Here is a 24,851-nt window from a genome sequence, read left to right as displayed (position 1 = left end):
CGGCGGACCGCCTCACCCGTCTTCTCCCGCTGCTCGTGCACGAGGCGGACCGCCCTCGCATCCTCGCCCCCCGCCGAGGCCACTGGTTTGGCCAAGCCCCTCTTGACGTCGCTCACGGCGAAGACCCCGGGATCGGGGGCTCCGATGAACACGAACAGCACCGCGGCCCCCAACTGCCGGTGCTCACTCCCCGCCTTGTCCTTAGCGGTCAGCGACTCCGGCCTCTCCTCCCCGCAGGCGCTCGGAGCGGGCAGGCGGGCGGTCCGAGACGCCCGGGCGTGCCCACGTAATCAAAGGCGGCGTAGCGCAGCGGCGTCTGCGAATCCCTGGCAATTTACCGGTCCGGTCATCGCTTACGCAGGCTTGAGGGCTCGAGCGGTCGGGGCACCGGCACCCAAGCCATCGCAGAACCCGTCTCGCGTTCTTCGATCCGGCCGTCCGGCGAGGCAACCCGCTTGGACGCCGCAAGATGCTCGCCTCCGTCAACCATGCTCTGATGAGAGTGCTCTCGACCTCGACCGGGAAGCTGACAATGCATGAAATGTGGTGGGGCCCAGCCCCCGCAGGGGAACCGGCGTGGCATGTCCTGGCGGATGACAAATCCTCCACGATGTGCGGGGTGCACAAGCCGGAGGAACCCAGCACTCAGGAGCCAACCGACAGGCACTGTTTTCTCTGTATGAAGGCGTTTCAAGCAGCTATGGCGTGAGCCGCGCGGAGCGTGTCCGCGACGGCGACTTCGTGCCGAGCTCGCCTTGGAACATCACATCTGGCACCGTCCCGCCCGGCCTCACACGTGCCGGGCGGGACGGTGCCACACGTGGTGCGGCGGTGAAAGTGAACACGGGCCGCGCTCCTGGCCCTGGTCCTGGCGTGTCAGGCCTGCTCGGCAGCGTCGCTCGATGGCGCCGGACGGGCGAGGATCTCGGCGACCGCCTGGTCCAGCGTGGTGGGCGGGTGCCCGAGGACGCGGTGGAGGTCGTCGGTCTGCCGTTCCAGGACCCCTTCTCGGACTTGGGCCTCCAGCCAGCCCTGGGCGCCGGTAGTGAGACTGTCCCGCACGCGGTGGAGGACGGGCGTCCCGCTGACGCGGGTGAGAACCCGGGCGAGCTGCGGATAGGTCCACAGGCTGCCGGTGAAGTCGTAGGCGCGGCCCAGGTGACCCTCTTCGGTCAGGACGCGTGCGGCGGCTTCGGCAAGGTCGGCGCGGGAGGCGGTGTTGATCCCGCGGGCGCCGGTCGCGTCGTCCAATGCGCCCATGGCAATGGCGGCGTGCAGACCGGAGTTGAGGAAGGCTTCGCTGTAGAAGGGGTGACGCAACAGCGTATGAGGCAGGCCGCTGGCTCGTAGCGCGCGCTCGGTGGCGTGATGTGCCCCGGTGATGCCCTCGGCCTGGGTGTCCGCGTCCAGAAAACTTGTGTAGACGACAGCGCCGACACCGACGGCTCGGGCCGCCTCGATGGCGCTCTGGTGCTGGCGGATACGGCGAGCGGAATCCAGTTCCGGGGAGGAGATCAGCAGGAGTCGGTCGGCGTTCTCGAACGCCGTGCGCAGCGTGTCCGGGACGTCGTAGTCGCCGCGGCGCACCTGGACCCCTCGGGCGGCGAGGTCCGCGACACGATCAGGAGCACGCACCGCAACCACCACCTCTTCGGCAGGGCACCGGGCCAGCAGATGATCCACGACGAGTCGACCGAAGGCCCCTGAAGCGGCAGACACAGCAATCATGCGGAACTCCCTCGCCCTGCGGGAGCCGATGGCACCGCAGGACTGGCTCGTGACCGGAACAACCGGCACACCATCGGCCAACGGCCTCCACCCCGTCAAAGGCTTTTAACCTCGGTCTCCTCGTGCCCGTCGGCTCGGGCCGTCAGCGCGTTGGGCACCCGGCCGCAAGCCTGGCCGGCGGGCAGGGCGTCCCGGAAGAGCGACACGTCGCCACCTGGTCGCTGGATCCGATCGGTCGGTTCAGGGATCGACGGGCATTTCGAGGACGGCATGCGCGGCCTGCGCCACTCGTTTCGGGATGGAGTCTCCATCCGGCGTCGGCAACAGCATGTGGCTGATGGTCAACCGGACGACGAGATCGGCGGCTTCCTTCCTGCGGTCCTCTGGAATATGAGGGGCCACGACGTCGAGCCAAGCCGCGACCAGCCTCCGAGCCTCGGAGAACACCGGCTCGGGCCGGCTGCTCAAGTAAGGCAGCAACGCCTCCGTTCCGCCTTGCGCCGCCGACACCACAGCAGCGACAAACGGGTTGCTCTTCGCCTGGGCCAGAGCGTGACCTACGCCGGCCTCCAGTGCGGCTCTCACATCGCCGCGCTGTCTGTCCAGGACAGCGCCGACTCCGAGCAGGAAACGCTCTGTCTCGCGTTGCACGAGCGCCTGCCCGATTCCGGCGCGGTCACCGAACTCCGCGTAGATGGAAGGCCGTGACACCTCGGCCCGCTGCGCGAGGTCCGCCACCCGCACCCGGTCCCAACCCGCCTGCGTGGACAGCAGCCACGCCTCGTGCAGGACTCTCTCCCTCATCTGCTTGCGCCAGGCGATCCGCGGCGGATCGGGTGGCGCCACGTCGAGCGCTTCGCTTGTCAAAGTACCCCTCCACACTCTGCTGATGGTTCATCAGAACTTTTACACGGCGCAGCATTTGTCAGTCGAATTCCGAGCTGGCACGCTCGGCATTCTCCCAGGGCGCCTCCGCCGAGACCGCAAGTCGGCAATCCGCGTGGTGCCCGTTGCCCAAGGAGGCTTCATGCCCGACCGCGACTCGCAGGCGCCGCTCCCGTGGCGCGACCGCAGGCGTCATCTCTGGCCTTTGGCGCTCGTCGTTCCGACCCTGCCTTTTCAGGCGCAGGGTCTGGTCGATCTGACCGGCAGCGGTCTTCTGTGGTGGTGGGGGCCCTTCTTCGCATTCTTCCTCATACCGGTCTCCGATCATCTGCTGGGCTCGAACGAGTCGAACCCGCCGGACGACGTGATGAAGGCGCTGGAGGCGGATCGCTACTACCGCTGGTGCACCTACCTCTACCTGCCCCTGCAGTTCGGCGCCCTCGTCTGGGCCTGCGGCAAGTGGGCCGACGACGCCCTCTCCGTCGCGCAGGAGCTGGGCCTGACCGCCACCACCGGAGTCGTAGCCGGCGTAGCCATCAACACCGCCCATGAACTGGGGCACAAACGTGAGCAGTTGGAGCGCCGTCTGAGCCGGATGGCGCTGGCGCAGACCGGTTATGGCCACTTCTACGTCGAGCACAATCACGGGCACCACGTTCGCGTGGCAACCCCGGAAGATCCGGCCAGTTCACGCCTGGGCGAGAGCTTCTGGCGCTTTCTGCCCCGCACCGTCCTGGGCAGTCTGCGTTCAGCCTGGCACCTGGAGCAGCGCAGGCTACAGCGGCGCGGCAAAGCCGTGTGGGGCCGGCACAACGACGTGTTGACCGCCTGGTCCATGACCGTGCTTCTGTTCGGCACCCTGAGTGCGGTGTTCGGCCTGAAGGTCCTGCCCTTCCTGCTCCTGCAGGCGGTACTGGGTTTCTGCCTTCTGGAGACCGTCAACTACCTCGAGCACTACGGGCTGCGCCGGCAGCGAAGGCCCGACGGCCGCTACGAGCGCGTCACCCCGAAGCACAGCTGGAACAGCAACAACACCATCAGCAACCTGCTCCTGTTCCAGCTCCAGCGGCACTCCGACCATCACGCGAACCCGCTGCGCCGCTACCAGACCCTGCGCCACTTCGACGATGCGCCACAGTTGCCCTCCGGGTACGCGACGATGATCGTCCTGGCCTGGCTGACACCTCTGTGGCGCAAGGTCATGGACCCACGCCTCACCGACCACTACAAGGGCGACCTGTCCCTGGCCAACGTCCACCCGCCCCTGCGGCGCCGGTACGCAGCCCGCTACGCGCCGACATCACCGGACACGCCGACCACGCCGGCCACGCACCAAGGGGCCTGAGGCGGCGACGTGGGGGGTGCAATGAGCCCCGCATCACGTCGCCCGCCACTCAACACACGCCGGGCCCAGCCGAAGCTGGGCCCCGCGTCCACATCACGCATCAATTCGCCTACCGGCGTGTTCAGTCGTGGTGCCGTCCATGCCTGCCGTGACCGTCGTCGTCACCGCCGCCGTGACGGTCGTCGGACGTTCCGTCGTCGTGGTGGCCGCCGCTGTCGTGCCCGCCGGAGCGGTCGTCACCTCGCTCGTGGTCCGCCTCCGCCCGTGCCCCGTGGTCGTCCGCCCCAGAACGGTCGTCGCGGGCGTCGCCATGATCGTCGCGGCGACTGTCGGCGCCAGAGCTGCCTGCTCCGCCCCGGGACCTGATGACGTCGCCGGTGTTCGCGTCGACGTCCACGTCGTACCGGGCGCCGTCCCGGACGATTCGTACGCTCCACACCGCACGACCGTGTTCCACCTCGGCCTCGACCTTGGTGACGCTGCCGCCGCCCACGTGGGAGAGCGCGATCGCCCGAGCATGGCGACTGCTCACCGCACCCTTCGCGGGCATGGTGGCGGTCGCTCCGGCCGTGTCGTCCATGGACGGCGTCGGTGTCGGCGTCGCTGACGGCGTCGCGGCTGACGTACTGGATGACGGCGTCGCCGAGGCCGAGGCGGACGACGAACCGGACGATGGGGAGGCGTCGTCGCCGCCTCCCGCGAGGGCGGTCCCGGTGACCGCGGCGACGAGTGCCCCCGAGGCGAGCAGTACGACCGATGTGCGCTTCATGGCGAACCTCCTGTGTTGGCGCTGCTGTTGAGAGGAGGTTCACGCACGCCGGGATAGGGCCGCACTGCGCCAGTGCTAAGAGCGGGCTAAGGAGTTCATTCCGGCACAGCGGGCGAGGCCGGAGGTCCCAGCTCCAGCCTCACCCGGGCGCCACCCGCCCCGCCGGTCGCCAGGTCCATACGTCCGCCGCTGGCCTGGGCGGCCCGCCGGGCGATGTCCAGCCCCAGGCCGGTGGATCCGCCGAGGCTCGCACCCCGGCGGGCCATGTCCAACGACAGGCCGGAACCCTCATCCTCGACCGTCAGCACCGCCCCGCCGCCGACCCGGGGTGCCAGCGTGACCGTGAAAGCCGTGCCGTCAGGTGTGTGAGCGAACACATTGCCCAGCAACGCGTCCACGACCGCGGCGAGTTCGTCTTCATGTACCCCGACCGGCAGGGGTCCTTCCTCCGTGACGTCCAGGGTGACGGCACGCCCGGTGTCCTCGGCCAGCACGGTCCAGAACGCCACCCGTCCGCGGACGGTCGAGGCCGCCTCACACATCGCGTACGCGTCCGCCTCGCGACGGTGGCGGGCCTCGCTGATGAGCCCGGTGACCGCCCGTTCCATCGCGTCGACGCGCGCGCCGATCCGCGCCGCGTCAGCGCCGGACAGCGATTCCGCCTCCAGGCGCAAGGACGTCAGCGGCGCCCGCAGGCGGTGGGACAGGTCCGCGACCTCCTCGCGCTCCGCCCTCAGCAACTCACGGATCCTGTCGGCGAGATGGTTCAAGGCCCCGGCGACCTCCCGTAGTTCCCGTGGCCCGTCCGGGCGGGCCCGAGCGGTCAGGTCGGCCCTGGCGAGGCGGTGTGACACGGCGGACAGCTCCGTGAGGGGACTCACCAGCGCGCGGCTGAGCCGGTCCGCGACGAGCAGTCCCAGCAACAGCAGCGCGACGCCGAGCCCGGCGAGCACCAGCCAGGCCCGCGTCACCCCGCGCGTGAGCTCGGCGGTGGGCACGAAAGCACGGATGACGGCGGTGCCCTCAGGCCGCCCCTGCACCGCCACCACGATCTCCCGCCCGTCGGGGCGCTCCACGGTGCGGCTCGCACCCGCCAGGGCCGCGAGCCGTACGGCGCTGGTCCGCGGCGCACGCGAACCCAGCACCACCCCGTCGGCCAGGAAGACAGTCAGCGGTCCCCGCGCCTGCCCGGCCATGTGCTCGACACTGGAGCGCACCGTGTCCCGGTCCGCCGTCCCCACCAGTGACACCAGGCTCTGCGCGTCCGCACCGGCCGCCGCGACGGCACGGTCCTGCGCCACCGTGCGCAGGAGCAGTGCCAGCGGCACGACGAACGCCAGGAGCGTCAGGCACATGGTGGCCGCGACCAGCAGAGTCAGCCGGCGCCTCACGAGGCCCCCGCGGGTGCACTCAGCCGGACGCCGACACCGCGCACGGTGTGCAGATAGCGGGGCTCCTGCGCGCTCTCACCGAGCTTGCGGCGCAGCCAGGACAGATGCACGTCCACGGTCTTGTCGGCGCTCCCGTACGGCACTCGCCACACCTCGGTGAGCAACTCCCGCTTGGTGACCACCTGCCCGGCTCGTGCGGCCAGGTGGTGAAGCAGATCGAACTCGCGGGGTGTGAGGTCCAGCGCCGTCCCGCCGAGGCTCGCCTCACGGGAACCGGGATCGATCCGCAGATCGCCTACGACGACGGCAGCGGCCACCTCCCGGGAAGCGGCCCCGCGCCGCAGCACCGCCCGGATCCGAGCCTCCAACTGGGCGGCCGTGAACGGCTTGACCACATAGTCGTCGGCGCCCGCGTCGAGACCCCGCACGATCTCCGCCTCGTCGTCCCTCGCCGTTGCGATGATCACCGGCACGGGGCTGACCGCCCGCAGCATGCGCAGCAGCTCGATCCCGTCGAGATCGGGCAGACCGAGGTCCAGGACCACGAGGTCCGGGCGCTCGTCCAACGCGGTCTGCAGTCCCCCCATGGCGCTCTGGGCCGCCGCCACGGCATGACCGCGCTCGCTCAGCGCCCGGATCAGCGGCATCCGGATCGCGGGATCGTCTTCGACTATCAGCAGGTGCACCACAGCGGGCACGCTATCCGAACCGTCCCCGGCCCAGCCGTCGCGTTAACCATCCCTTAGGGCTCCCCGGTGCTGTCCTTATCGCGGGCCGGGGCATAGTCGTACGCATGCCCTCCCGCACCCTTCTCGTCCTGGCAGGCTGGACAGCCGCCGCCACGGCCGCCACGCTCACCGGTCTGGCGGCCGTGCAGCTCATCGGTGACGGAATCACCGGCACCTCCGGGAGCGACGAAGTCACCTCGGCGCAGATCGAGCAACAACTCGACGCGGCACGCGCCTCCGCGTCTCCCCGCCCCGGCCGGACGCCGAACACCGCCCGGCCCACGCCGGGTACGGCGCCCACCGGCCGGACCCCGGCCCCGAGCGCGACTGCCGTCCCGGTCAGGAAGACCTTCTCCACTCCGGGCGGCACCGCGATCGCCGCCTGCGACGGCACGACGGTACGACTGCTGTCCTGGGCGCCCGCCCAGGGATACGACGTCAAGAGCGCGGACCCGGGCCCCGACGACGAACACGCCGAAGTGAAGTTCGAGGGCCCCGGGGGCAAGGTCGAACTCCGCGCGCGCTGCGCCGACGGCGCCCCCACCGGCTCCTGGAAACAGGACGGCTGAGCCGCACCTCCCGGTCGCGCCGTCGTACCGCGACCGGTGGAGGTGACGCTCGTCAAGCGGTCGCGGCCGACGCCTGAAGGAGCCTCGCGTCCTGCGGTGTGGGGCCCAATTCAGGAACAGGGGCCGGCCCGGTGCCAGCTGCGTGCACGAACGGCGCCGCCTCAGCAGATGCAGAGCCCTGGCCTGCGGTGTCTCATGAGTGAACAGGAGCGAGGCCGTGATCACGGCCCGCGAGGTGTCGGCATGCGTCACGTACGGCGAAAGTGGGCGGTCATGGCACGCGCAATCTGGAGCGGTGTGATCACGTTCGGCCTGGTCACGGTGCCGGTCGGCCTGTTCACCGCCACGGAGGACCACACCGTCCACTTCCACCAGCTGCAGCGGGGCACGTCCGACCGGGTCCGGAACCGGCGTGTGAACGAGCGCACAGGCAAGGAAGTGGCCGGCCGGGACATCGTCAAAGGCTTCGAGGTGGCTGAGGGCGAGTACGTGGTGGTCGAGCCCGAGGAGCTGGACCAGATCGCGCCGGGCCGCTCACAGTCCATCGCCATCACCGACTTCGTCGATCTCGACGCCATCGAGCCGGTCTACTTCGACCGTACGTACTACGTAGCCCCGCGCGGCGAGGAGTACACCAAGGTGTACGAGCTGCTGCGAGCGGCTCTGGCCGAAGCGAACAAGGTGGGAGTCGCGACGTTCGTCATGCGCAACAAGCAGTACCTGACCGCACTCCGCGCGGAGGACAGGGTCCTGGTCCTGCAGACTCTCCACTGGACCGACGAGGTCCGCGACCCGGCCAAGGAGCTTCCCGAAGTGCCTTCGGAACGGGCGCGCAAGGGCAAGGAGTTGGACATGGCGCTCCAGCTGGTGGACACCCTGAGCGGATCGTGGGATCCGGCCCGCTACCACGACACATATCAGGAGAAGGTCAGGGAGCTGGTCAAGGCCAAGGCCGAAGGCCAGGAGATCACAGTGGCCGAGGGGCCGCCCACGGCCACCAATGTCATCGACCTCATGTCGGTCCTGCAGGGCAGCATCGACCAGGCCCAAAAGGGACGCGAGGCGGCCGGTGAGCCGAAGCAGCAAGGCAGGACCAGGCCGACACGCAAGTCGGCGTCCAAGCCCGCCTCGAAGGCAACGAAGGAGCAGAACACCGCCAAAAAGGCGCCCTCCACGAAACGCCGCCCCTCAGCGACCACCGGCAGTCAAGGCAGGACAAGCAAGGACGAGTTGCGGCAGTTCAGCAAGGCTGAGCTCTACCAGCGCGCCACTGAGCAGAACATCAACGGCCGCTCCAAGATGAGCCGGTCGCAACTCATCGACAGTCTCGCCAGTGCGGGACGCCGTCGGAAGAAGACCGCCGCCTGAAGAGCCTCGCGGGTGCGGTCCGGAAACCGGCCCCCGCGAGATTGCTCCAGATGATGCGTCGGCCGGGCAGAACACTGAGCTGATGTGTCGTCCCGGTGGGCTCAGACGAGGGCGGCCGCCAGACAGGCGAAGGCGGCGATGATGACGGCGACGCGGACGTAGTGCCAGCGGTCCCACCGGTTCATCTGCTCCTTCCAGTCGTCCGGCCGGCTCTCGGGAGTCCAGGTCTTGCCCCGGTTGTTGATCGGGACCAGGAGCAGGAGCGACATGACCACACTGAGGACCAGCAGCCCCGCGGCGACGACGACCAGGCTGGTGCCGGGACGGTCCCATCCGGCGAAGGCCCAGAGCGCGGCAAGGACGAGCGAGCCTATGTACCAGACCGGCATCACGGCGCCGAGCATGCGGCCTCCGTGAGCGCGGCCGAGCTGGCCGCTGTCCTCGGGCAAGGCGTTGAGGATCGGATTGATGACGAAGGCGACGGAGAACTCCACCCCCACCATCACACCGACCACCACGGTGGTGACGACCTCAAGTGCGTCGAGCATGACGGCCCCTCCAAATTTCTAGCGCTGCTAGCTTATAAAGCAAGGCTAGTACTAACGAGGCTCGATTGTCTAGCAGTGCTAGGATTCCTTCATGTCAGTCAAGGAACGCAAGGAGCGCGAACGCGCGGAGCGCGAGCGCCTCATCGTGGCGACGGCCCGCGAGCTCGCAGAGGATCAGGGCTGGGACGCGGTGACCACCCGTCGGCTCGCCGAACGCATCGAATACAGCCAGCCCGTCCTCTACAGCCACTTCCGCAGCAAACGGGAGATCATCGGAGCCGTGGCCCTCGACGGCGCCACCGAGATGGCCGTCGCACTACGGGCCGCGACCTCCTCCGCGGACGATCCGCGCGCCCGGGTCACCGCACTAGCCCGCGGCTACCTCGACTTCGCGGAGCGCAACAGGGCGGTCTACGACGCCTTGTTCCAGCTCGACGGCGGTCTGGCGTACGCGCGGGAGGACACCCCGAAACCACTCAAGGACGCCTTCGCCGCACTGCTCGAGTGCCTCGGCGAAGTCGCCGGGGACGGCGTTGACCCGGGACTGTTCACCGAGCTCTTCTGGGCGTCCCTGCACGGGATCGCGACTCTGACCCGGGCGGGACGGCTGCCGCCGGAAGACACCGAGCAGAGGGTGGAACTGTTGGTGGACCGCCTCGCCGTGCTCTGACGCACCACCGCAACGGGCATACGGCCGAGGCCCTCATCCGACGTCGACTTCGCGTAAGGCTGCCCGGCCATGGCCGCAGCCTTCCGGTCGGCGGCAGGGCTCTTCTCGACGGCGGCTGCGGCGTCGGGGCACCGACACGGGCTCGCCGGCTACTCTCCCACCTCGCGCTCCTGAGGCCCCACGGTCGGCGGCTCGTCGAAGGTGATCACCACCGGCGCCTCGGACCGTGCCCGGGCGAGGTCCGATGGCGTCTCGATCTCCTCGTAGGTCCATTCCCTGTGCAGGCGCTCTCCGTGGGCATCGGTGATGTCGACGACCACGCCGGTCCACTCCTCGTCAGGCTGTTCCGGGACGAGCCCAAGTTCGTACGTGGCGTCCTGAAGCAGGGATTCGGTGACACGTATGCCAGTGAGTCTTTCGGTCAGAGCGAGGACCGCCGCCTTCCCGTCGACGTCCGGCGCGCTCTCGTCGTGCTCTCCCTCGACGGTCAGAGGGAAACCGACTCCCCGCAGCAGCGGGACCAGATCGTCGGGGGCGTTGCCGCCGCGCGACGAGGGGCCCTCGAATGTCGTACGGAGCGCTCCGTCCTCGAACCAGTGGAAGAAGTGGATGGGCTTGCCGCCATTGGTCGAGTGCGCCACGACTCGGCCTCCCGTCGACAGCGGCTGCGCGCACGCGAGCCCCAGGCCGCCGTCGAAACCCAGGACGAGGGTCCAGTCCCCGTTCTCGCCATGGGCGCTGAAGGCGCCTGCGACGTACGACTCGTCCCAGTAGTCGTACTCCACTTCAGCGCGGTGGGCGTCGTCCGCTGCGAGCAGCCCGGCCGTTCCCCGCCCGGTGCCCCGACGTTCCGCCTCCATCGCCTGCAGCACTTCGTGTGGGCTCCGCCCCTGTATCAGTGTCAGGGTGTATCCACTCTCCATCATGTGGCGGAAGAGTGGCGAGGTGCGGATCCAGGCGTAGTCGTGCGCGGTCACCAGGTTCATGCAGCGCAGTGTGCCCGATGCCTCTGACAACGCCGGGCCCACGCAGGCCGTTCCGTCGAGGCCTTACCTACCCTCGCGTTGCCGAGTCTCGGTCGGCTGACTTGTACTTGCCACGACCTCTCGGGCCGTGCCTACTCGGCGGCTCCGGCTTTGACGGCGACCTGGTGTGCGGCGTGCCGCACAGCTCTGATCGTCGGTTCGGAACGCCTTCGCCGTAACCAGGCGAGAGCGGACGTGGAGGGCTGGAGGTCGACGACCTCGATGAATCTGACACCCGGGCGTGGGAAGTATTCCCGAGCAGCCGCCGGCAGGAAGCACATCGCTTCTCCGGTGGCCACGGTGTGCATCAAGGATTCCATGTCGGTGACCACTGGACCGTATTGGACGCGACTGCCGTCTGGACGGGGGTCGACCGCCCAGAAGTCCCACCACAGACGTGGAACCTGCTCGGGCATGTCGACCACGGGGATGTCGGAGAGCTGGGCGAGAGTGAGCTGGGGAAGGGCTGCCAGTGGGTGGTCCGCCGAGAGGCAGGCCACTCGTGGTTCGGTGGCCAGGTGGTGCAATTCGATGTCGTCGCTCACCGGGGGCCGGAGGAACACCACATCGGCCGCCTGTTGTGCCAGTGCCGCCATGTGATCGCCGAAACTGAGGTTCACCAGACGGAAGGACATGTCCGGATGGCGATCCCTGAGAAAACCAAGTACCGCACGGGTGTGTGCCATTGAGGCCTCAGCGCCGATGGTTCCCACGACGACTCGCCCCGAGATCTGTCGCTGCTGGGCGTCGGCGATGCGCCTGAGCCGATCGACGGCTGCGACTGCGGCCCGAGCCTCGGGAAGCAGGGCCCGCCCTTCCTCGGTCAGGGCGATCGTGCGACTCGTGCGCTCGATCACGCGTATACCCAGGCGCTTCTCCAGGTCTCTGATCTGCTGACTGAGCGCCGGCTGAGTGATGAACAGGCGCGCGGCGGCGTTTCCGAAGTGGAGCTCCTCACTCAGCGTGAGGTACAGCCGAAGCTGATGGATACTCGGTTCCCTCGACAGGGACGCTCCCATTCCCATGAACCCTTTCTACGGCTCGACTTGCAGCGATAACCAGGTCCTTATCGACCAGCAGACATAACCGTGCCTGACTTCGGTGACATGACTGCGACCACCGTGTGATAGTCAATGCACCGTCACGTGATGAACCTGACGACGTACGCGAGGGGAAGCGCACTGTCATCAGCCGAAAGGCCCTTGCCGAAGGGCGGCTGATTCCCGACGTCAAGCAGGTTTCCCCAATCCGACCGGGGATGACGACACAGGGGGCCACCACACTATGTCCGCGCGACTTCGCCTGCACAAAACACATGACCGCACATCGAGAAAGGCCGATGACGACAGGGGTACGACCTCGCACCCGTGTCGCCGCCGACGCACCGGCCGAGCGGCTTTCCTGCCACTTCTCGCCGTGCTGCTGTCCATGACGGTCGCATGGACTACTGCCTGCACACCCACCGGCACGCAAGCACAGAAGGAGCCGCCGCCTCGACACCTCACATCCAGCGAACGAGAAATACTGGCCCAGGCGGAAAAAATCCTTACGCGTGACTGCATGCGCAAAGACGGATTCTCCTACTGGGTCACCCCTGAACTCCCTGAACCCTTGGAGCGCTTGTTCCCCTACGTCATAGACGACAAGCGGTGGGCCGCCGCGAACGGCTACGGCCGGGACATCCGGGAACGCCGGGAGGGGTCGGCCCGCAACGACCCCAACCGCCGCTACTTCGACCGGCTCTCCGCCGACCGCAAGGCGGCCGCGATCACGGCACTCAACGGGCCGACCCCGGAAGGACTGGAAGCCGACATCCCCGGGATGGGCAAGATCCGGCACAGCGACGAAGGATGCGTCTCCGACGCCCAACGCCGGCTCTACACGGATCTGCCCGCCTGGTACCGAGCCAGCAAGGTCACCGACGCCCTTGCGCGATCGGCCGCGGCAGCCGCCGCGAACGATCCCAGACTCCGTCCCACGACACGGCAGTGGGCCACATGCATGCATGAACAGAGCCTCCCCTACGACACGCCTCAGCAGACGCGCGAACACTTCGCGCGTGGCTCCAGGTCCGGTGAGGTCGCCACGGCTCAAGCCGAGGCCACATGCGCACAATCCACGGGACTGGCCTCGGCGTTCCAAAAGTTGAGCCGAGCCCATCGCCAAGAGATGAACACCCACCGTCCCACCGAAGTCAAAGACCGCGCCTTGCTCGAGTACAAGGCGCTCAGCCGTGCCAGCGACATCGTCCGCCGCGGCTGATCGACCCGACAGAAGACAACGAGAGGACAGGACATGAGCAAGCTCGCTTCACTCGTCGGCGCGGCCGCGCTGGTGACCGTCGCCTTTACCGCGCCCGCGGCACAGGCATCTGAACCGGCACCGGCGAACTCCCGGACGACCAGCGTGGCCGCGGCAGACGGCAAGCTCCACGCCTGGACTGAGCCCTACCGGGGCGGCGACCATTGCGCCTGGAGCGGAGCCAACCGCAACTGGGACTATCCCGGCCCGGGATGTGTGCCGATGCGCAACCTCGCCTCCTCGGTGGAGAACCGGGGATACGCCGGCGGATACGACGACGTCAACCTCTACTACAACGAGGACCAGAGCGGCCCCTACGCCTGCCTCGGCAACGGCGACATGTGGCTGGACCTGTCGCTCGGGCGCGAGGTCTTCAGCCACGGCTGGCCGTGGTGGGACGGCTACGGCGAGTCCGTGAACAACAACATCGCATCCCACAGCTGGACGGACAGCTGCTGACCGTCCATTCGTAGCTACGGAGGGCCCTTCGGGGCCCTCCGGTGTCCTGTGCACCCCCATGTGTCCCGTGCGGATGGCAACGCCGGCACGACGGCTCGACACGGCCCGCTGACCGCGCTGCGAGTCGTGGTGCACGAGGGCACTCGTCACGGGTGGAGCGCCACCGAAGCCGTAGGCGTCAGGTCGTTCTCATTGGCTTGACCCTGGTTGATCCTCCACCAGCTCCGGGCATGGGCAGGGCACCAGCAGCCGTCGTGGCGGCCTTGCGGAGGTGGCGCCTTGTCGCGACGAGGCCCTGGGCCCCCGGCGCATAGACGACGCGGCGGCCGGTTGGGAAGGAGAAGACTTCACTTCATCAGAGCGCGGCTTCGGCGGCGGCCTTGATGCGCCTGCCGAAAGCCGGAGCATCCTTGCGCAGGGCGACCCCCGCCAGCGGGAGCAGCAACTTGCCGGGCCCGTGCCCGTCGAGGACGTTGAAGAGACGAACCCGGGTACCGCCGGCGGCGGTCGGTTCGAGGTCGTATCCGCCTTCTCGCGCGGTGAGCGAGTTCTTCGAGATCTCGCGCCACCGGATCCGGGTAGGTGCGGTCAGGTGGGTGATCTCGAACTCGCGCTGCGACTTCATTCCGGAGTCCTTGACGGTGCTGCGGAAGACGGTTCCGACGTTCGTCTCGCCGTCAGGGACCTTGTCGATCTTCTGCACACGCGGACTGAAGTCGGGATCGTTACGGCCGTCCGCGAGGTAGGCAAAGACGTCCGCGATCGGGCGGTCGATGTCGACGGTGGCTTCGAACCGAGTGCTCATACTGTCCCTTCCCGAGGGAGCGAAGACGGCTGCCTTCGCCTGACTTTGCACGAGGACGGTTGCTCGCCGCCAACGCTACGGATGTACCGGAAACGACCCGACTGCGGTCATACGAAGGGAGGCTGGGCTCCCTGGCCTCACTCCCGCGCCAGAGGGAGGCATGACGAAACAGGAGACTCCCAGGCCTCTCCCCCAGAGTAACGCCGATACTCCGAGCCGGCAGGAGGAAGCGGCAGTCCTCATGGCTGTCCGAGGACCCCGGCGGCAACTGTCGGGCAGCCCCGTCGGCACGGACCGACACCCGTCCTCAGCCTCAGCGCGTGAGGGCCGGCCCGCGAGGCGGGCCGGCCACGGTCACGCCACCGGGTCGAGGAGCGTCAGCACCGAGGCGTCCTCCTCGATCAGCGGGGCGAGTGCGGCGTTGAACGGAGCGCCGTACGGCGCCTTCAGGTGTGCCTGGAAGGCGTCCTCGTCCCGGTACACCTCGAAGATCCAGTAGGCGCGCGGGCTCGACGTCTTGGTGTAGACGTCGAAGGCGAAGTTGCCGTCCTCCTCGCGCACCTTACGGGCGTAGTCCAGTAGCAGGCGGGTGACCTCGTCCTCCGCGCCTTCACGGGCGGTGAACTCGGCGAGCAGGGTTCTGTTCACGGTGTGGTGTCCTTCGTGGTCGGGCGTGGAGAGAGGGCTCAGTCGTGGATGGAGTCGAGGCGCCAGACGCGGGCCTGGTCCAGCCTCACGGAGCCGTCCTCGGCGAAGACCTGGACCCCCTGGCTGTCGGGGTCGGGGAAGATCTGGTCGGTGATGACGGCTTCGCCGTTGCCGCCGAAGACCTCTACGGACGACCAGTCGACGAGGATCCGCAGTTTCACCTTGCCGTTCTTGGCATGCAGTGGTGCTCGCTGGACGCCGGGGAAGGTGCTGTTGAAGTCGACGGCGCCGGAGTGGGTGCGGTCGACGTACAGCTCCTGTGCCGTGGTGTCGTAGCCGATGACGGTCTCCTCGCCCCCGGCGCCGGTGCGCACCTTGAGGCCGAACCGTTCGGCGTTCTCGAGGGAGAAGGTGGCTTCGATGTCGAGTGCCTTGCCCGTGGCCGCGGCGCCGATCAGCGGCTTCGTGGTGCTGTCGACGGTGACGCCGGCCGCGGTCGCCGGGGGGCCGTGCCGGAGGGACTCCAGGCTGCGCACCGGTTTGCTGGTCAGCCGGGGTCGGCCGTCGATGCTGCGCAGGGTCATCTCCCGGGGGACGCTTTGCGCGCCGCGCCAGGGGGCGGTCGGTATGGCGCCGCCGTAGTCCCAGTTGTTCATCCAGCCGATCATGTATCGCTTGCCGCCGGGGGCGTTCTCCCAGGACACCGCCGCGTAGTAGTCCTTGCCGAAGTCGGCCCAGTCGGCGCGCTGGACGGCGGCTTGGGCGGCGGTGTCGGCGGCGGTGAACTCGTCGGCCATGATGTGGCCCCAGCCGGCTGTGTTCATGTCGACGATCTGGATGCGCGCCTTCTTGCCGGCGTAGGGGCGCAGGTCGAAGGAGGCCCAGTCCAGCGTCTCGCTGTCGGAGCCGGTGGCGCTGCGGACGACCTCGCCGTCGACGAGGAGGTTGACGGACGTCTCCTGGGAGACGGGCCGGGCCTTGGTGTCCGACAGCATGAGGTGGTCGACGTTGAGGTGGCCCCAGCCGCCGGTGTTGTCGTCGACGATCCTGATCCGCGCCTTCTTGCCGGCGAGGTCGTCGACGTCCCATGAGGCCCAGTTGAGTGCCTCGGCGTCGTTTCCGGTGGCGCTGCGCACGACTCGGTCGTCGACGAGGAGTTCGATGGCGGTGGGGTCGGCCGAGCCCTCGGGGTGGTGTCCGCCGCCGATGAGGAAGTTGATGTGCTTCTTGTCGATGGTGAACGCGGGCGAGGTGAGGGTTCCGGTCCCGGCGTCGCCTCCCTGGAAGGTGTTGACGAGGCCGCTTCCCAGGAAGCCGGAGACCTCCTGTTGGCCGGGCAGGGTGCCGGTGGCGGGTGCCGGGCCGAAGGCGTCTCCGGTCTTCGTCCAGTCGCCGTAGCTGCCGCCCTCGAAGTCGGCGAGGACCGTGCCCGCGGGTGGAGGCCCCTGTTCCATGACGCTTCCGGCTGCGTGCGGGTGTCGTCCGCCGCCGACCTTGAAGTTCAAGTAGCTTCTGTCGACGGTGAATTCGGGCGAGGTGAGCGTCCCGGTGGTGCCGTCGCCCAAGTGGAAGCTGTTGGCGAGTCTGTCGCCGTCGAAGCCGCCGACGGTCCCCTGCCCGGCCAGTGCCCCGGCCGACGGTCCGTCGCCGAAGGCGGTGCCGGCCGGTGTCCACGTGCCGAAGTCGGTGCCCTCGAAGTCCTGCACCACCGTCCCGGCGGGCGGTGTGTAGGTTCCCTTGTCGTCGGGTGTGAACGTCCGGCCGTCGAAGTCGCCGACGAAGTACTGGGCGGCTGAACCTCCCGCGATGCCACCGGGGTTGATGTTGACGACCAGGACCCACTTAATGTTGTTCTCGTCCCCGTCGACCGCGAGGGGGAACAGGTCGGGACATTCCCACACTCCGCCCGTGGCGCCGGCGGGACCGAACTCGCTGAGCTGATCCCAGTCCTTGAGGTTCTTGGACGAGTAGAACCGCACCTTGTGCTCGGTGGACAGCGAGACCGTCATCAGCCAGCTCTTGGTGGGCGCGTACCACTGGACCTTCGGGTCGCGGAACTCTCGTGAGCCGATGTCGAGTACGGGATTGCCCTGGTACTTGGTCCAGGTACGGCCGCGGTCGGTGCTGTAGGCGAGCGACTGGGCCTGCTTCCCGCCGTCCTTGTAGGCGCTGGTGTAGATCGCCACCATGGCCGGGTTCTTCTTCGTGCCGAACCCCGTGGTGTTGTTCCGGTCGACGACCGCGCTGCCGGAAAACACCATCTCCCTGTCGTCGTGGGACAGGGCGAGCGGCAACTCCTTCCAGTGCACGAGGTCCTTGCTCACGGCGTGCCCCCAGGACATGTCGCCCCAGGAGTTGCCGTTCGGGTTGTACTGGTAGAAGAGGTGGTACTCGCCCTGGTAGTACACCAGGGCGTTGGGGTCGTTCATCCAGTTCTTCTCCGGGGTGAAGTGGAACTGGGGGCGATGGTTCTCGGAGTACGGCGGGCTGTCGGCAGCGGCGGCCTGGGGCGCGAGCGTGGCTGCAGACAGGGCACAGACGGCTGCCATCGCTGCGACCAGCCGCGTGCGGGCATGACGGGGTACACGTCCAGGGCTCATGGTGTCTCCTGTGTGGCGGCCGTCCACGCTGCGGGGCCTGCTGCCCGGCACGGACGCACCGAAGAATGACGCCTCGCCGACGCCGTCGTCCATGGCGCCCGGCAAGATGACGAGTGGTGTCATCGATGACATCGAGTGGCCCGATGATGGAGGCAATCCGCCTGGTGCGTCAACGGTGCGGCTCCGATCGTCTCGGCGCGACTCGACTGCCCGTTCATCCACGCCGGGCCGTGGCCGGCTGCGCCAACTCGCTGGGCCGCGGTGGGTTGGGTCCGGCGACCGAGCAGGTCAGGGCCGCTACCTGAGCGGCGAACCGGCAGGCTTCGGCGACGTCGTCGAGGCGGAGTTCGGCCAGCCGGCCGCCGAGAAGGCCGCGGGTGCCGAGGTGGTGCAGCAGCCCGGCCGTGAAGGAGTCCCCCGCCCCCACCGTGTCGGTGACCCGTATCGCCACGGCGGGCACGTGCAGCCGCTCGCCGTCGAGCGAGGCCAGGGCGCCGTCGGCGCCGCGTGTGATCACCACCAGCCGCACCCCGGCCGCGTGCCAGAGGTCGCATGCCTGGTCGGGGGGCGTGCCCGGGAGCAGGAGGTCCAGGTCGTCCTCGCTCAGCCGGAGCACGTCGGCGAGGGCGCACCAGTGCGACAGCCGAGCGCGGTAGACCGCCGGATCCACCAGCAGGGGCCGGACGTTGGGGTCGATGCTGATGGTTGCCTGAGGCGCTGCCGACGCCAGGAAGTCCTCCACCGCGGCCGCGCCGGGTTCGCGGACCAGGGCGAGGGATCCGGTGTGCACGCAGGCCGTGTCGGACAGGTCCACTCCCGCCAGTTCCTCGGCTGTCCACTGCCAGTCGGCCGTGTTCTGCGCGTGGAAGGAGAAGGCGGCCTGCCCCCGCGCGTCGAGCTCCGCCACGGCCAGCGTGCTGGGCTCCGCGGCCGCGACGGCGTTCGACAGGTCCACCCTGGAGGCTTCCAGGCGGGCACGGAAGAGACGGCCGAACACGTCGCCGGACAGTCGCGCGAGGAGGCGCGCGGGCGTGCCGAGGTGGGCTAGGGCGACAGCGGTGTTCGCAGGCCCGCCGCCGGGCAGGACCCGCAGGGCGAGTTCGTCGGAGCTGCTTGCGGGTGTGGTGAACGCGTCCGCGACGCACTCCCCCAGGACGGTGATCTGACGCGGGCTCATGGGTTTCTCTTCTCTGCGGACGCGCGGACTGAAGCGGGCACGGAGCGGGCATCCGCCACGGCCGTTACGGACTTGTGTCCGGTCCAGGGCATTGACGTTGCCGGGAGGCGGAGTCCATCATCCTCGGCAAGCAGTGTCAACGATGACATAAGTCAACGATGACACCTTGGTGGCGGCATCCTCCGGTGCCGCCACCACCGTCCGCGATTCCACAGGAGCACTCCATGTCCCGCACCCCTCATCTGCCTTCGGCCCTCGTCAGAGCCGCCGCCTGCACCGGTCTGGCCGCCCTCACCCTCACGGCCTGCGGATCCGGCTCCGGAACAGACACCACCGACTCCGGTTCGGGCAGCGTCAAGGTCGGTCTGATCACCAAGACCGACACCAACCCGTTCTTCGTGAAGATGAAGGAAGGCGCGGAGAAGGCCGCGAAGGCCGACGGCGCACAACTGATGACCGCCGCGGGCAAGTTCGACGGAGACAACGCCGGCCAGGTCACCGCCATCGAGAACATGGTCGCCGCCGGTGTGAAGGGCATCCTGATCACCCCCAGCGACTCCAAGGCGATCGTGCCCGCGATCGAGAAGGCCAAGGCCAAGGGAGTCCTGGTCATCGCCCTGGACACCCCGACCGACCCACAGAGCGCGGTCGACGCCCTCTTCGCCACCGACAACCTCAAGGCCGGCGAGCTGATCGGCGAGTACGCCAAGGCCGTCATGAAGGGCAAGAGCGCGAAGATAGCCACCCTCGACCTCGCGCCGGGCGTCTCCGTCGGCGTCAAGCGGCACGAGGGCTTCCTCAAGGGCTTCGGCATCGGCGCCAAGGACCCGGCGGTCGTGTGCTCCCAGGACACCGGCGGCGACCAGGCCAAGGGCCAGACCGCCATGGAGAACTGCCTCCAGAAGCAACCCGGCATCAACGTCGTCTACACCATCAACGAACCCGCCGCACTGGGCGCGTACACGGCACTCAAGGCCAAGGGCCGGGAGAAGGACGTGCTGATCGTCTCCGTCGACGGCGGCTGCACCGGCACCCGGGCGGTCAAGGACGGGAAGATCGCGGCGACTTCGCAGCAGTACCCGCTCAAGATGGCCGCCGAGGGCGTCAAGGCCGTCGTGACCTACGCCAAGGACGGCAAGAAGGCGTCCGGCTACACCGACACCGGTGTCACCCTGATCACCGACAAGGCGCAGGACAAGGCCGCCTCCAAGGACACCGCCTACGGCCTGGACCACTGCTGGGGCTGAGCTCGCGCGGCCACCGGCCCGGCGTCCTGCACGCCCTCGGCGGGCCTGCCGCCCCAACTCCCCTACCAGGAAAGGCTTCGGCCTTCTCCCTTGTCCCGCGACAAGGACTGACACGGACTTCTGTCTTCCGACAAGGACTTCGCATGACCGCCACGTCCACGCCTCCGAGCACGTCCTCGCCGTACGCCGGGCTCACAGCGCCGACCACGGCCCGCAGGCTGCTCACGGCACCGACCACCGGCCCGCTCGCCGCCCTCCTCCTGGCGTGCGTCTTCTTCTCCTTCTCGACTGAACAGTTCCTGACCGGCGGGAACTTCTCGCTGATCGTGCAGCAGGTCATGGTCGTCGGCATCCTCGCCATCGGCCAGACCCTGATCATCCTCACAGCGGGCATCGACCTGTCCTGCGGTGCGGTGATGGCGTTCGGCAGCATCGTCATCGCCAAAATGGCCGCCGAGGGCTCCCTTCCGCCACTCCTGGCCATCGCCCTGGGCATCACGGTCTGCGGCGGCTTCGGGCTGCTCAACGGGCTACTCGTGCAGAAGATCCCGCTGCCCCCGTTCATCGTCACCCTCGGCATGCTCAACGTGGCGTTCGCGCTCACCCACATCTATTCCGACGAGCAGACGGTCACCAACCTGCCCGGCCCGCTCACGGCTCTCGGGCAGACCTTCCCCCTCGGCCACACCGACATCACCTACGGCTCCCTCGTCACCATCGCCCTGTTCCTCCTGCTCGCCTACGCGCTGAGCAGCACCGGCTGGGGCCGGCACGTCTACGCACTGGGCAACAGCCAGGAAGCCGCGCGGCTGAACGGCATCCGCACCTCCCGCCTGACCATCGGCATCTACACCGTGGCCGGCCTGCTCTACGGCCTCGCAGCGCTGCTGCTCATCTCCCGCACCGGAGTCGGCGACCCGCAGGCCGGCCAGACCGACAACCTCGACAGCATCACCGCCGTGGTCCTCGGCGGCACCAGCCTCTTCGGCGGACGCGGCTCGGTGCTGGGCACCTTCATCGGCGTCCTCATCGTCGGCGTCTTCCGCAACGGCCTGCAGCTGATGGGCGTCGCCTCCATCTACCAGACCCTGATCACCGGAGTGCTGGTGATCCTCGCGGTGACCGTCGACCAGATCTCCCGGAAGAAGGCCCGATGACAGCCACCCCCTCCCCCACCCCCGTCCTGCAGGCCCGCGGTCTCGTCAAGCGCTACGGGCATGTCACCGCCATCGACGGAGCCGACTTCGACTTGCTGCCCGGTGAGGTCCTCGCCGTCATCGGCGACAACGGCGCCGGAAAGACCAGCCTGATCAAGGCACTTACCGGTGCCGTGGTCCCCGACGCGGGCGAGATACGGCTCAACGGCAAGCCGATCCAGTTCTCCGGGCCGCAAAGTGCGCGGGCCCACGGCATCGAGACCGTATACCAGGACCTCGCCGTCGCCGCGTCCATGGACATCGCCTCGAACATGTTCCTGGGCCGTGAACTGCTCCGGCCCGGCATCCTCGGCAGCGCCTTTCGCATGCTCGACAAGAAGCGCATGCGAAAGGAGGCCGCCGAGCACATGGCCGACCTGAAGATCGGCCTGCGCTCGCTGACCCAGTCCGTCGAGACCCTCTCCGGCGGGCAGCGGCAGGCCGTCGCGGTGGCCCGGGCCGTCGCCTGGGCCCGCAGCGTCGTCGTCATGGACGAGCCCACCGCCGCCCTCGGCGTCAAGGAGTCCGGCCAGGTCCTGGACCTCATCCGCCGCGTCCGCGACAACGGCATGCCGGTCGTCCTGATCAGCCACAACATGCCCCACGTCTTCGAGATCGCCGACCGGATCCACGTCCACCGGCTGGGCAGGCGCGCGGCCGTGATCAAGCCGTCCGACTACTCCATGGCGGAGGTCGTCGCCATCATGACCGGCGCGCTCACCGTGGACGCGGCCGGAGATACTGTCGTAGCGGATTCCGAGGCGGTGAAGGCCGCGGGAGTCCAGGCCACCTGACCACACCACACGAGACTCGACGGAATCCGGCCGAGGCCGCGGCCGGAACCGACGAGCACAGGAGACCGTTCCCTCATGGCCGCGAACCGCCGCCCCACCCTGGCCGACGTCGCCCGCGAAGTGGGCGTCAGCGCCAAGACCGTCTCCCGCGTCCTCAACGAGGACGGGCCCGCCTCCGCACAGACGAGGGAACAGGTACTCGCCGCCGTGGCCAAGCTCGGCTTCCAGCCGAACCTTATGGCACGCAACATCCGCGTCGGCGGACCCGACACCACCATCGGGCTGGTCATCCCCGACCTCGGCAACCCCTTCTTCGGCGCGGTTGCCCGCAGCATCGAGGACACCGTCCGCGACCGCGGCCTGACCCTGCTCATGGGCTCCTCCGCGGACGACCCCGACCGTGAACGCGCCCTGACCGACAAGTTCCTGGCCCGCCGCGTCAGCATCCTCATGGTCGTGCCGTCCGTCGGCGCCGACCATTCCCACCTCAAGACCCACCGCACCCAGGGCCTGCCCATCATCTTCCTCGACCGTCCCGGAGTGGGCCTGTCCACGGACAGCGTCGTCACCTCCAACCGTGCGGGCGCCCAGGACGGCGTCGCCCACCTGATCGCCCACGGCCACCGCCGCATCGGCTTCGTGGGCGACCTCCCCACCAAGCTCTACACACGCCGCGAACGCCTGAGCGGCTACCGCGCGGCCCTGCAGGAAGCCGGCATCCCCTACGACCGCTCCCTGGTCACCGACGCCCACGACCAGCACGGGGCCTCCACTGCGACCTCCCGGCTCCTCGACCTGGCCGATCCCCCCACCGCCCTGTTCGCCGGCAACAACATCGTCGCTCTCGGCATCGTCACCGAACTCGCCCGCAACAAGCGCAAGGACGTGGCCGTCGTCGCCTTCGACGACATCGAGCTGGCCGAGGCACTCGAACCGGCCCTGACCGTCGTCGCCCAGAACCCCGAGGAGATCGGCCGCACGGCGGCGACCACTGCCCTGGCCCGCCTCGACGGCGACCGTTCCCGCGCCCGCAGCATCACCGTCCCCACCCGCCTGATCGTCCGCGGGTCGGGAGAACAGCCGGCCCCGACGCTGCAGGGGGCGTGAGAGCGAGGGGTTTTCCGCACGCGGCGTTAGCAGCTACGCCTGCGACAGCGGCCGCCTTCGGCCCTCGCGAGCAGCAATGGGGCACCCGTGCCCCGGCCGGCCATCATGTGTGCCCCTTGAGTAGGGGCCTGAGAGCGTCTGCCTCCCGACCGCGCGCCGGCACCACGGGCTGCGGCGGCGGGGAATGATCTCCGCGCCAAATTGTTGAAAGCAGTATGAAGAAGATCGGGTTCCTGTCCTTCGGACACTGGACGCCGTCACCGCACTCGCAGACGCGCTCCGCGGCGGACTCCCTCCTCCAGGCGATCGACCTCGCGGTCGCCGCCGAGGAGCTGGGCGCCGACGGCGCGTACTTCCGCGTCCACCACTTCGCACGGCAGCACGCCTCACCGTTCCCGCTGCTCGCGGCCATCGGCGCGCGCACCAGCCGGATCGAGATCGGCACCGGCGTGATCGACATGCGCTACGAGAACCCCCTCTACATGGCCGAGGACGCGGGCGCGGCGGACCTGATCTCCGGTGGCCGGCTGCAGCTCGGTCTCAGCCGGGGGTCCCCGGAGCAGGTGATCGACGGCTGGCGCCACTTCGGGCATGTGCCGTCCGAGGGGAGCAGCGACAGCGACATGGCGCGCGCCCACACCGAGCGACTCCTCGACGTGCTGAAGGGCGAGGGCTTCGCCGAGCCCAGCCCCAATCCAATGTTCTCCAACCCTCCGGGGCTGTTGCGCGTCGAACCGCACTCCGAGGGTCTCAGGGACCGTATCTGGTGGGGTTCCGGCTCGAACGCCACCGCCGCGTGGGCGGCCACGCTCGGAATGAACCTGCAGAGCTCGACCCTCAAGGACGACGAGAGCGGTGAACCGCTGCACGTCCAGCAGCGCAAGCAGATCGAGGTCTACCGCGAGGCCTGGCGGGAGGCGGGTCACACCCGCGAGCCCAGGGTGTCGGTCAGCCGCAGCGTCTTCGCACTGGTCGACGACCGGGACCGCGCCTACTTCGGCAGGGAACGCGACTCGAAGGACCAGGTCGGCTACATCGACGCCAACACCCGCGCCATCTTCGGCCGTTCCTACGCCGCCGAACCCGACGTGCTGGTCAAACAGCTCGCCGAGGATGAAGCCATCGCGGCCGCCGACACCCTGCTGCTCACCGTGCCCAACCAGCTCGGCGTCGAGTACAACGCCCACGTGCTCGACAGCATCCTGACTCACGTGGCTCCGGCACTGGGTTGGCGCTGAACCCGGCAGTGTTCGAGGCGAGGGGCTCATGCGCCCGGCCGGTGTCGCCACGTGAGGTCACGCGTACACGCCCGGATGGCGCGTTCGCCGGCCTGACAACCCCTCGCTGAAGCGCGCACGGAAACTTCAGCGACACGGCGCCTGCGCTACTCGCGCAGGCGCCGTACCGTGGTCGCCGAAGTGCGCGTCGGCGCTGTTCACCGTTCCCGCCCTCGGTAGCGGCTCCTGAAGCCAGGAGCCGAGGGGTTCCTGA

The 24,851-nt window shown here is 68.7% G+C and carries 23 protein-coding genes; 11 read left to right on the top strand and 12 right to left on the bottom strand.

Annotated features, from left to right (window positions below; translation table 11 throughout):
- Positions 1–876: 876 nt before the first annotated feature.
- Positions 877–1,728, bottom strand: a complete 852-nt coding sequence (locus ACFYQQ_RS32165) for an NAD(P)H-binding protein (RefSeq protein WP_355792611.1) — start codon at positions 1,726–1,728, stop codon at positions 877–879.
- 240 nt (positions 1,729–1,968) lie between these two features.
- Positions 1,969–2,595, bottom strand: a complete 627-nt coding sequence (locus ACFYQQ_RS32160) for a TetR family transcriptional regulator (RefSeq protein ID WP_355792614.1) — start codon at positions 2,593–2,595, stop codon at positions 1,969–1,971.
- A gap of 160 nt (positions 2,596–2,755) precedes the next feature.
- Here ACFYQQ_RS32160 and ACFYQQ_RS32155 point away from each other — a divergent pair, with 160 nt between their 5' ends.
- Positions 2,756–3,958, top strand: a complete 1,203-nt coding sequence (locus tag ACFYQQ_RS32155; RefSeq protein ID WP_356240404.1) for an alkane 1-monooxygenase — start codon at positions 2,756–2,758, stop codon at positions 3,956–3,958.
- 121 nt (positions 3,959–4,079) lie between these two features.
- Here the strand turns inward: ACFYQQ_RS32155 and ACFYQQ_RS32150 are convergent, their stop codons facing one another.
- The 3 genes from ACFYQQ_RS32150 to ACFYQQ_RS32140 form a co-directional block, all read right to left on the bottom strand.
- Positions 4,080–4,727, bottom strand: a complete 648-nt coding sequence (locus ACFYQQ_RS32150; RefSeq protein WP_356240407.1) for a PepSY domain-containing protein — start codon at positions 4,725–4,727, stop codon at positions 4,080–4,082.
- A 95-nt stretch (positions 4,728–4,822) separates the two neighbouring features.
- Positions 4,823–6,118 carry a HAMP domain-containing sensor histidine kinase gene (locus ACFYQQ_RS32145; RefSeq protein ID WP_355779232.1) on the bottom strand — a complete coding sequence of 432 codons (1,296 nt, stop codon included), beginning with the start codon at positions 6,116–6,118 and terminating at the stop codon, positions 4,823–4,825.
- A complete protein-coding gene (locus ACFYQQ_RS32140) occupies positions 6,115–6,807 on the bottom strand; it encodes a response regulator transcription factor (protein WP_355779241.1) in 693 nt (230 codons plus the stop codon). Before ACFYQQ_RS32140 ends, ACFYQQ_RS32145 begins: the two co-directional genes overlap by 4 nt.
- A 104-nt stretch (positions 6,808–6,911) precedes the next feature.
- Between ACFYQQ_RS32140 and ACFYQQ_RS32135 the strand changes: the two genes are divergently transcribed.
- On the top strand, positions 6,912–7,415 hold the full coding sequence (locus tag ACFYQQ_RS32135; protein WP_355779230.1) for a hypothetical protein: 504 nt from the start codon (positions 6,912–6,914) through the stop codon (positions 7,413–7,415).
- A gap of 273 nt (positions 7,416–7,688) precedes the next feature.
- Complete coding sequence (locus ACFYQQ_RS32130) at positions 7,689–8,783, top strand: Ku protein (protein ID WP_355779227.1); 1,095 nt, start codon at positions 7,689–7,691, stop codon at positions 8,781–8,783.
- A gap of 101 nt (positions 8,784–8,884) precedes the next feature.
- On the opposite strand, the gene ACFYQQ_RS32125 is transcribed toward ACFYQQ_RS32130, so the two are convergent.
- Positions 8,885–9,331: a DUF1772 domain-containing protein gene (locus tag ACFYQQ_RS32125; protein ID WP_355779224.1), complete on the bottom strand. Its 447-nt coding sequence runs from the start codon at positions 9,329–9,331 to the stop codon at positions 8,885–8,887.
- A gap of 91 nt (positions 9,332–9,422) precedes the next feature.
- Here ACFYQQ_RS32125 and ACFYQQ_RS32120 point away from each other — a divergent pair, with 91 nt between their 5' ends.
- Entirely contained in the window at positions 9,423–10,001 is a 579-nt protein-coding gene (locus ACFYQQ_RS32120) for a TetR/AcrR family transcriptional regulator (protein ID WP_355779221.1), read from the top strand.
- Positions 10,002–10,150: 149 nt separating this feature from the next.
- On the opposite strand, the gene ACFYQQ_RS32115 is transcribed toward ACFYQQ_RS32120, so the two are convergent.
- Together ACFYQQ_RS32115 and ACFYQQ_RS32110 are read right to left on the bottom strand one after the other, a co-directional pair.
- Positions 10,151–10,987: a DUF6461 domain-containing protein gene (locus tag ACFYQQ_RS32115; RefSeq protein WP_355779218.1), complete on the bottom strand. Its 837-nt coding sequence runs from the start codon at positions 10,985–10,987 to the stop codon at positions 10,151–10,153.
- A 131-nt stretch (positions 10,988–11,118) separates the two neighbouring features.
- Entirely contained in the window at positions 11,119–12,045 is a 927-nt protein-coding gene (locus ACFYQQ_RS32110) for a LysR family transcriptional regulator (RefSeq protein ID WP_355779215.1), read from the bottom strand.
- Positions 12,046–12,442: 397 nt separating this feature from the next.
- Between ACFYQQ_RS32110 and ACFYQQ_RS32105 the strand changes: the two genes are divergently transcribed.
- Positions 12,443–13,288, top strand: coding sequence for a hypothetical protein (locus tag ACFYQQ_RS32105; RefSeq protein WP_355779213.1), 846 nt, complete (start codon positions 12,443–12,445; stop codon positions 13,286–13,288).
- 33 nt (positions 13,289–13,321) lie between these two features.
- The gene (locus ACFYQQ_RS32100; RefSeq protein ID WP_355779210.1) at positions 13,322–13,786 is read left to right on the top strand and encodes a hypothetical protein; all 465 of its coding nucleotides are present in this window, start codon (positions 13,322–13,324) and stop codon (positions 13,784–13,786) included.
- A 355-nt stretch (positions 13,787–14,141) separates the two neighbouring features.
- Here the strand turns inward: ACFYQQ_RS32100 and ACFYQQ_RS32095 are convergent, their stop codons facing one another.
- The 4 genes from ACFYQQ_RS32095 to ACFYQQ_RS32080 all read right to left on the bottom strand — a co-directional run bounded on the left by ACFYQQ_RS32095 (position 14,142) and on the right by ACFYQQ_RS32080 (position 19,016).
- A complete protein-coding gene (locus tag ACFYQQ_RS32095; protein ID WP_355779208.1) occupies positions 14,142–14,591 on the bottom strand; it encodes an SRPBCC family protein in 450 nt (149 codons plus the stop codon).
- 354 nt (positions 14,592–14,945) lie between these two features.
- Positions 14,946–15,239, bottom strand: coding sequence for a putative quinol monooxygenase (locus ACFYQQ_RS32090; RefSeq protein ID WP_355779205.1), 294 nt, complete (start codon positions 15,237–15,239; stop codon positions 14,946–14,948).
- Between the two features lie 38 nt (positions 15,240–15,277).
- A complete protein-coding gene (locus ACFYQQ_RS32085) occupies positions 15,278–17,839 on the bottom strand; it encodes a GH32 C-terminal domain-containing protein (RefSeq protein WP_356240417.1) in 2,562 nt (853 codons plus the stop codon).
- A 214-nt stretch (positions 17,840–18,053) separates the two neighbouring features.
- Positions 18,054–19,016, bottom strand: coding sequence for a carbohydrate kinase (locus ACFYQQ_RS32080; RefSeq protein WP_355794887.1), 963 nt, complete (start codon positions 19,014–19,016; stop codon positions 18,054–18,056).
- 224 nt (positions 19,017–19,240) lie between these two features.
- Here ACFYQQ_RS32080 and ACFYQQ_RS32075 point away from each other — a divergent pair, with 224 nt between their 5' ends.
- The 5 genes from ACFYQQ_RS32075 to ACFYQQ_RS32055 all read left to right on the top strand — a co-directional run bounded on the left by ACFYQQ_RS32075 (position 19,241) and on the right by ACFYQQ_RS32055 (position 24,598).
- A complete protein-coding gene (locus ACFYQQ_RS32075) occupies positions 19,241–20,263 on the top strand; it encodes a sugar ABC transporter substrate-binding protein (RefSeq protein ID WP_355795750.1) in 1,023 nt (340 codons plus the stop codon).
- Between the two features lie 143 nt (positions 20,264–20,406).
- A complete protein-coding gene (locus ACFYQQ_RS32070) occupies positions 20,407–21,420 on the top strand; it encodes an ABC transporter permease (RefSeq protein WP_355795247.1) in 1,014 nt (337 codons plus the stop codon).
- Positions 21,417–22,253 carry an ATP-binding cassette domain-containing protein gene (locus ACFYQQ_RS32065; RefSeq protein WP_356240422.1) on the top strand — a complete coding sequence of 279 codons (837 nt, stop codon included), beginning with the start codon at positions 21,417–21,419 and terminating at the stop codon, positions 22,251–22,253. Before ACFYQQ_RS32070 ends, ACFYQQ_RS32065 begins: the two co-directional genes overlap by 4 nt.
- Positions 22,254–22,328: 75 nt before the next feature.
- Positions 22,329–23,360 (top strand): LacI family DNA-binding transcriptional regulator, encoded by a 1,032-nt coding sequence (locus ACFYQQ_RS32060; RefSeq protein ID WP_355794648.1) that lies wholly within the window; start codon positions 22,329–22,331, stop codon positions 23,358–23,360.
- A 215-nt stretch (positions 23,361–23,575) separates the two neighbouring features.
- A complete protein-coding gene (locus ACFYQQ_RS32055; protein ID WP_356240425.1) occupies positions 23,576–24,598 on the top strand; it encodes an LLM class flavin-dependent oxidoreductase in 1,023 nt (340 codons plus the stop codon).
- Positions 24,599–24,851 lie beyond the last annotated feature (253 nt).

Origin of the sequence: Streptomyces sp. NPDC005496, from assembly GCF_042872045.1 — a bacterium.
In the GTDB taxonomy this organism is placed as follows: Bacteria; Actinomycetota; Actinomycetes; order Streptomycetales; family Streptomycetaceae; genus Streptomyces.
Note: the sequence above shows the minus strand (reverse complement) of the source record. Positions and strands in the feature narration are given on the sequence as shown.

What these genes read in the sequence shown, in the direction of transcription:
- ACFYQQ_RS32055 (WP_356240425.1), top strand. Translation starts at nt 23,576, where the DNA reads ATGAAGAAGATCGGGTTCCTGTCCTTCGGACACTGGACGCCGTCACCG.
- ACFYQQ_RS32095 (WP_355779208.1), bottom strand. Translation starts at nt 14,591, where the DNA reads ATGAGCACTCGGTTCGAAGCCACCGTCGACATCGACCGCCCGATCGCG.
- ACFYQQ_RS32135 (WP_355779230.1), top strand. Translation starts at nt 6,912, where the DNA reads ATGCCCTCCCGCACCCTTCTCGTCCTGGCAGGCTGGACAGCCGCCGCC.
- ACFYQQ_RS32065 (WP_356240422.1), top strand. Translation starts at nt 21,417, where the DNA reads ATGACAGCCACCCCCTCCCCCACCCCCGTCCTGCAGGCCCGCGGTCTC.
- ACFYQQ_RS32155 (WP_356240404.1), top strand. Translation starts at nt 2,756, where the DNA reads ATGCCCGACCGCGACTCGCAGGCGCCGCTCCCGTGGCGCGACCGCAGG.
- ACFYQQ_RS32125 (WP_355779224.1), bottom strand. Translation starts at nt 9,331, where the DNA reads ATGCTCGACGCACTTGAGGTCGTCACCACCGTGGTGGTCGGTGTGATG.
- ACFYQQ_RS32100 (WP_355779210.1), top strand. Translation starts at nt 13,322, where the DNA reads ATGAGCAAGCTCGCTTCACTCGTCGGCGCGGCCGCGCTGGTGACCGTC.
- ACFYQQ_RS32060 (WP_355794648.1), top strand. Translation starts at nt 22,329, where the DNA reads ATGGCCGCGAACCGCCGCCCCACCCTGGCCGACGTCGCCCGCGAAGTG.
- ACFYQQ_RS32165 (WP_355792611.1), bottom strand. Translation starts at nt 1,728, where the DNA reads ATGATTGCTGTGTCTGCCGCTTCAGGGGCCTTCGGTCGACTCGTCGTG.
- ACFYQQ_RS32070 (WP_355795247.1), top strand. Translation starts at nt 20,407, where the DNA reads ATGACCGCCACGTCCACGCCTCCGAGCACGTCCTCGCCGTACGCCGGG.
- ACFYQQ_RS32075 (WP_355795750.1), top strand. Translation starts at nt 19,241, where the DNA reads ATGTCCCGCACCCCTCATCTGCCTTCGGCCCTCGTCAGAGCCGCCGCC.
- ACFYQQ_RS32150 (WP_356240407.1), bottom strand. Translation starts at nt 4,727, where the DNA reads ATGAAGCGCACATCGGTCGTACTGCTCGCCTCGGGGGCACTCGTCGCC.
- ACFYQQ_RS32085 (WP_356240417.1), bottom strand. Translation starts at nt 17,839, where the DNA reads ATGAGCCCTGGACGTGTACCCCGTCATGCCCGCACGCGGCTGGTCGCA.
- ACFYQQ_RS32130 (WP_355779227.1), top strand. Translation starts at nt 7,689, where the DNA reads ATGGCACGCGCAATCTGGAGCGGTGTGATCACGTTCGGCCTGGTCACG.
- ACFYQQ_RS32120 (WP_355779221.1), top strand. Translation starts at nt 9,423, where the DNA reads ATGTCAGTCAAGGAACGCAAGGAGCGCGAACGCGCGGAGCGCGAGCGC.
- ACFYQQ_RS32115 (WP_355779218.1), bottom strand. Translation starts at nt 10,987, where the DNA reads ATGAACCTGGTGACCGCGCACGACTACGCCTGGATCCGCACCTCGCCA.
- ACFYQQ_RS32110 (WP_355779215.1), bottom strand. Translation starts at nt 12,045, where the DNA reads ATGGGAGCGTCCCTGTCGAGGGAACCGAGTATCCATCAGCTTCGGCTG.
- ACFYQQ_RS32080 (WP_355794887.1), bottom strand. Translation starts at nt 19,016, where the DNA reads ATGAGCCCGCGTCAGATCACCGTCCTGGGGGAGTGCGTCGCGGACGCG.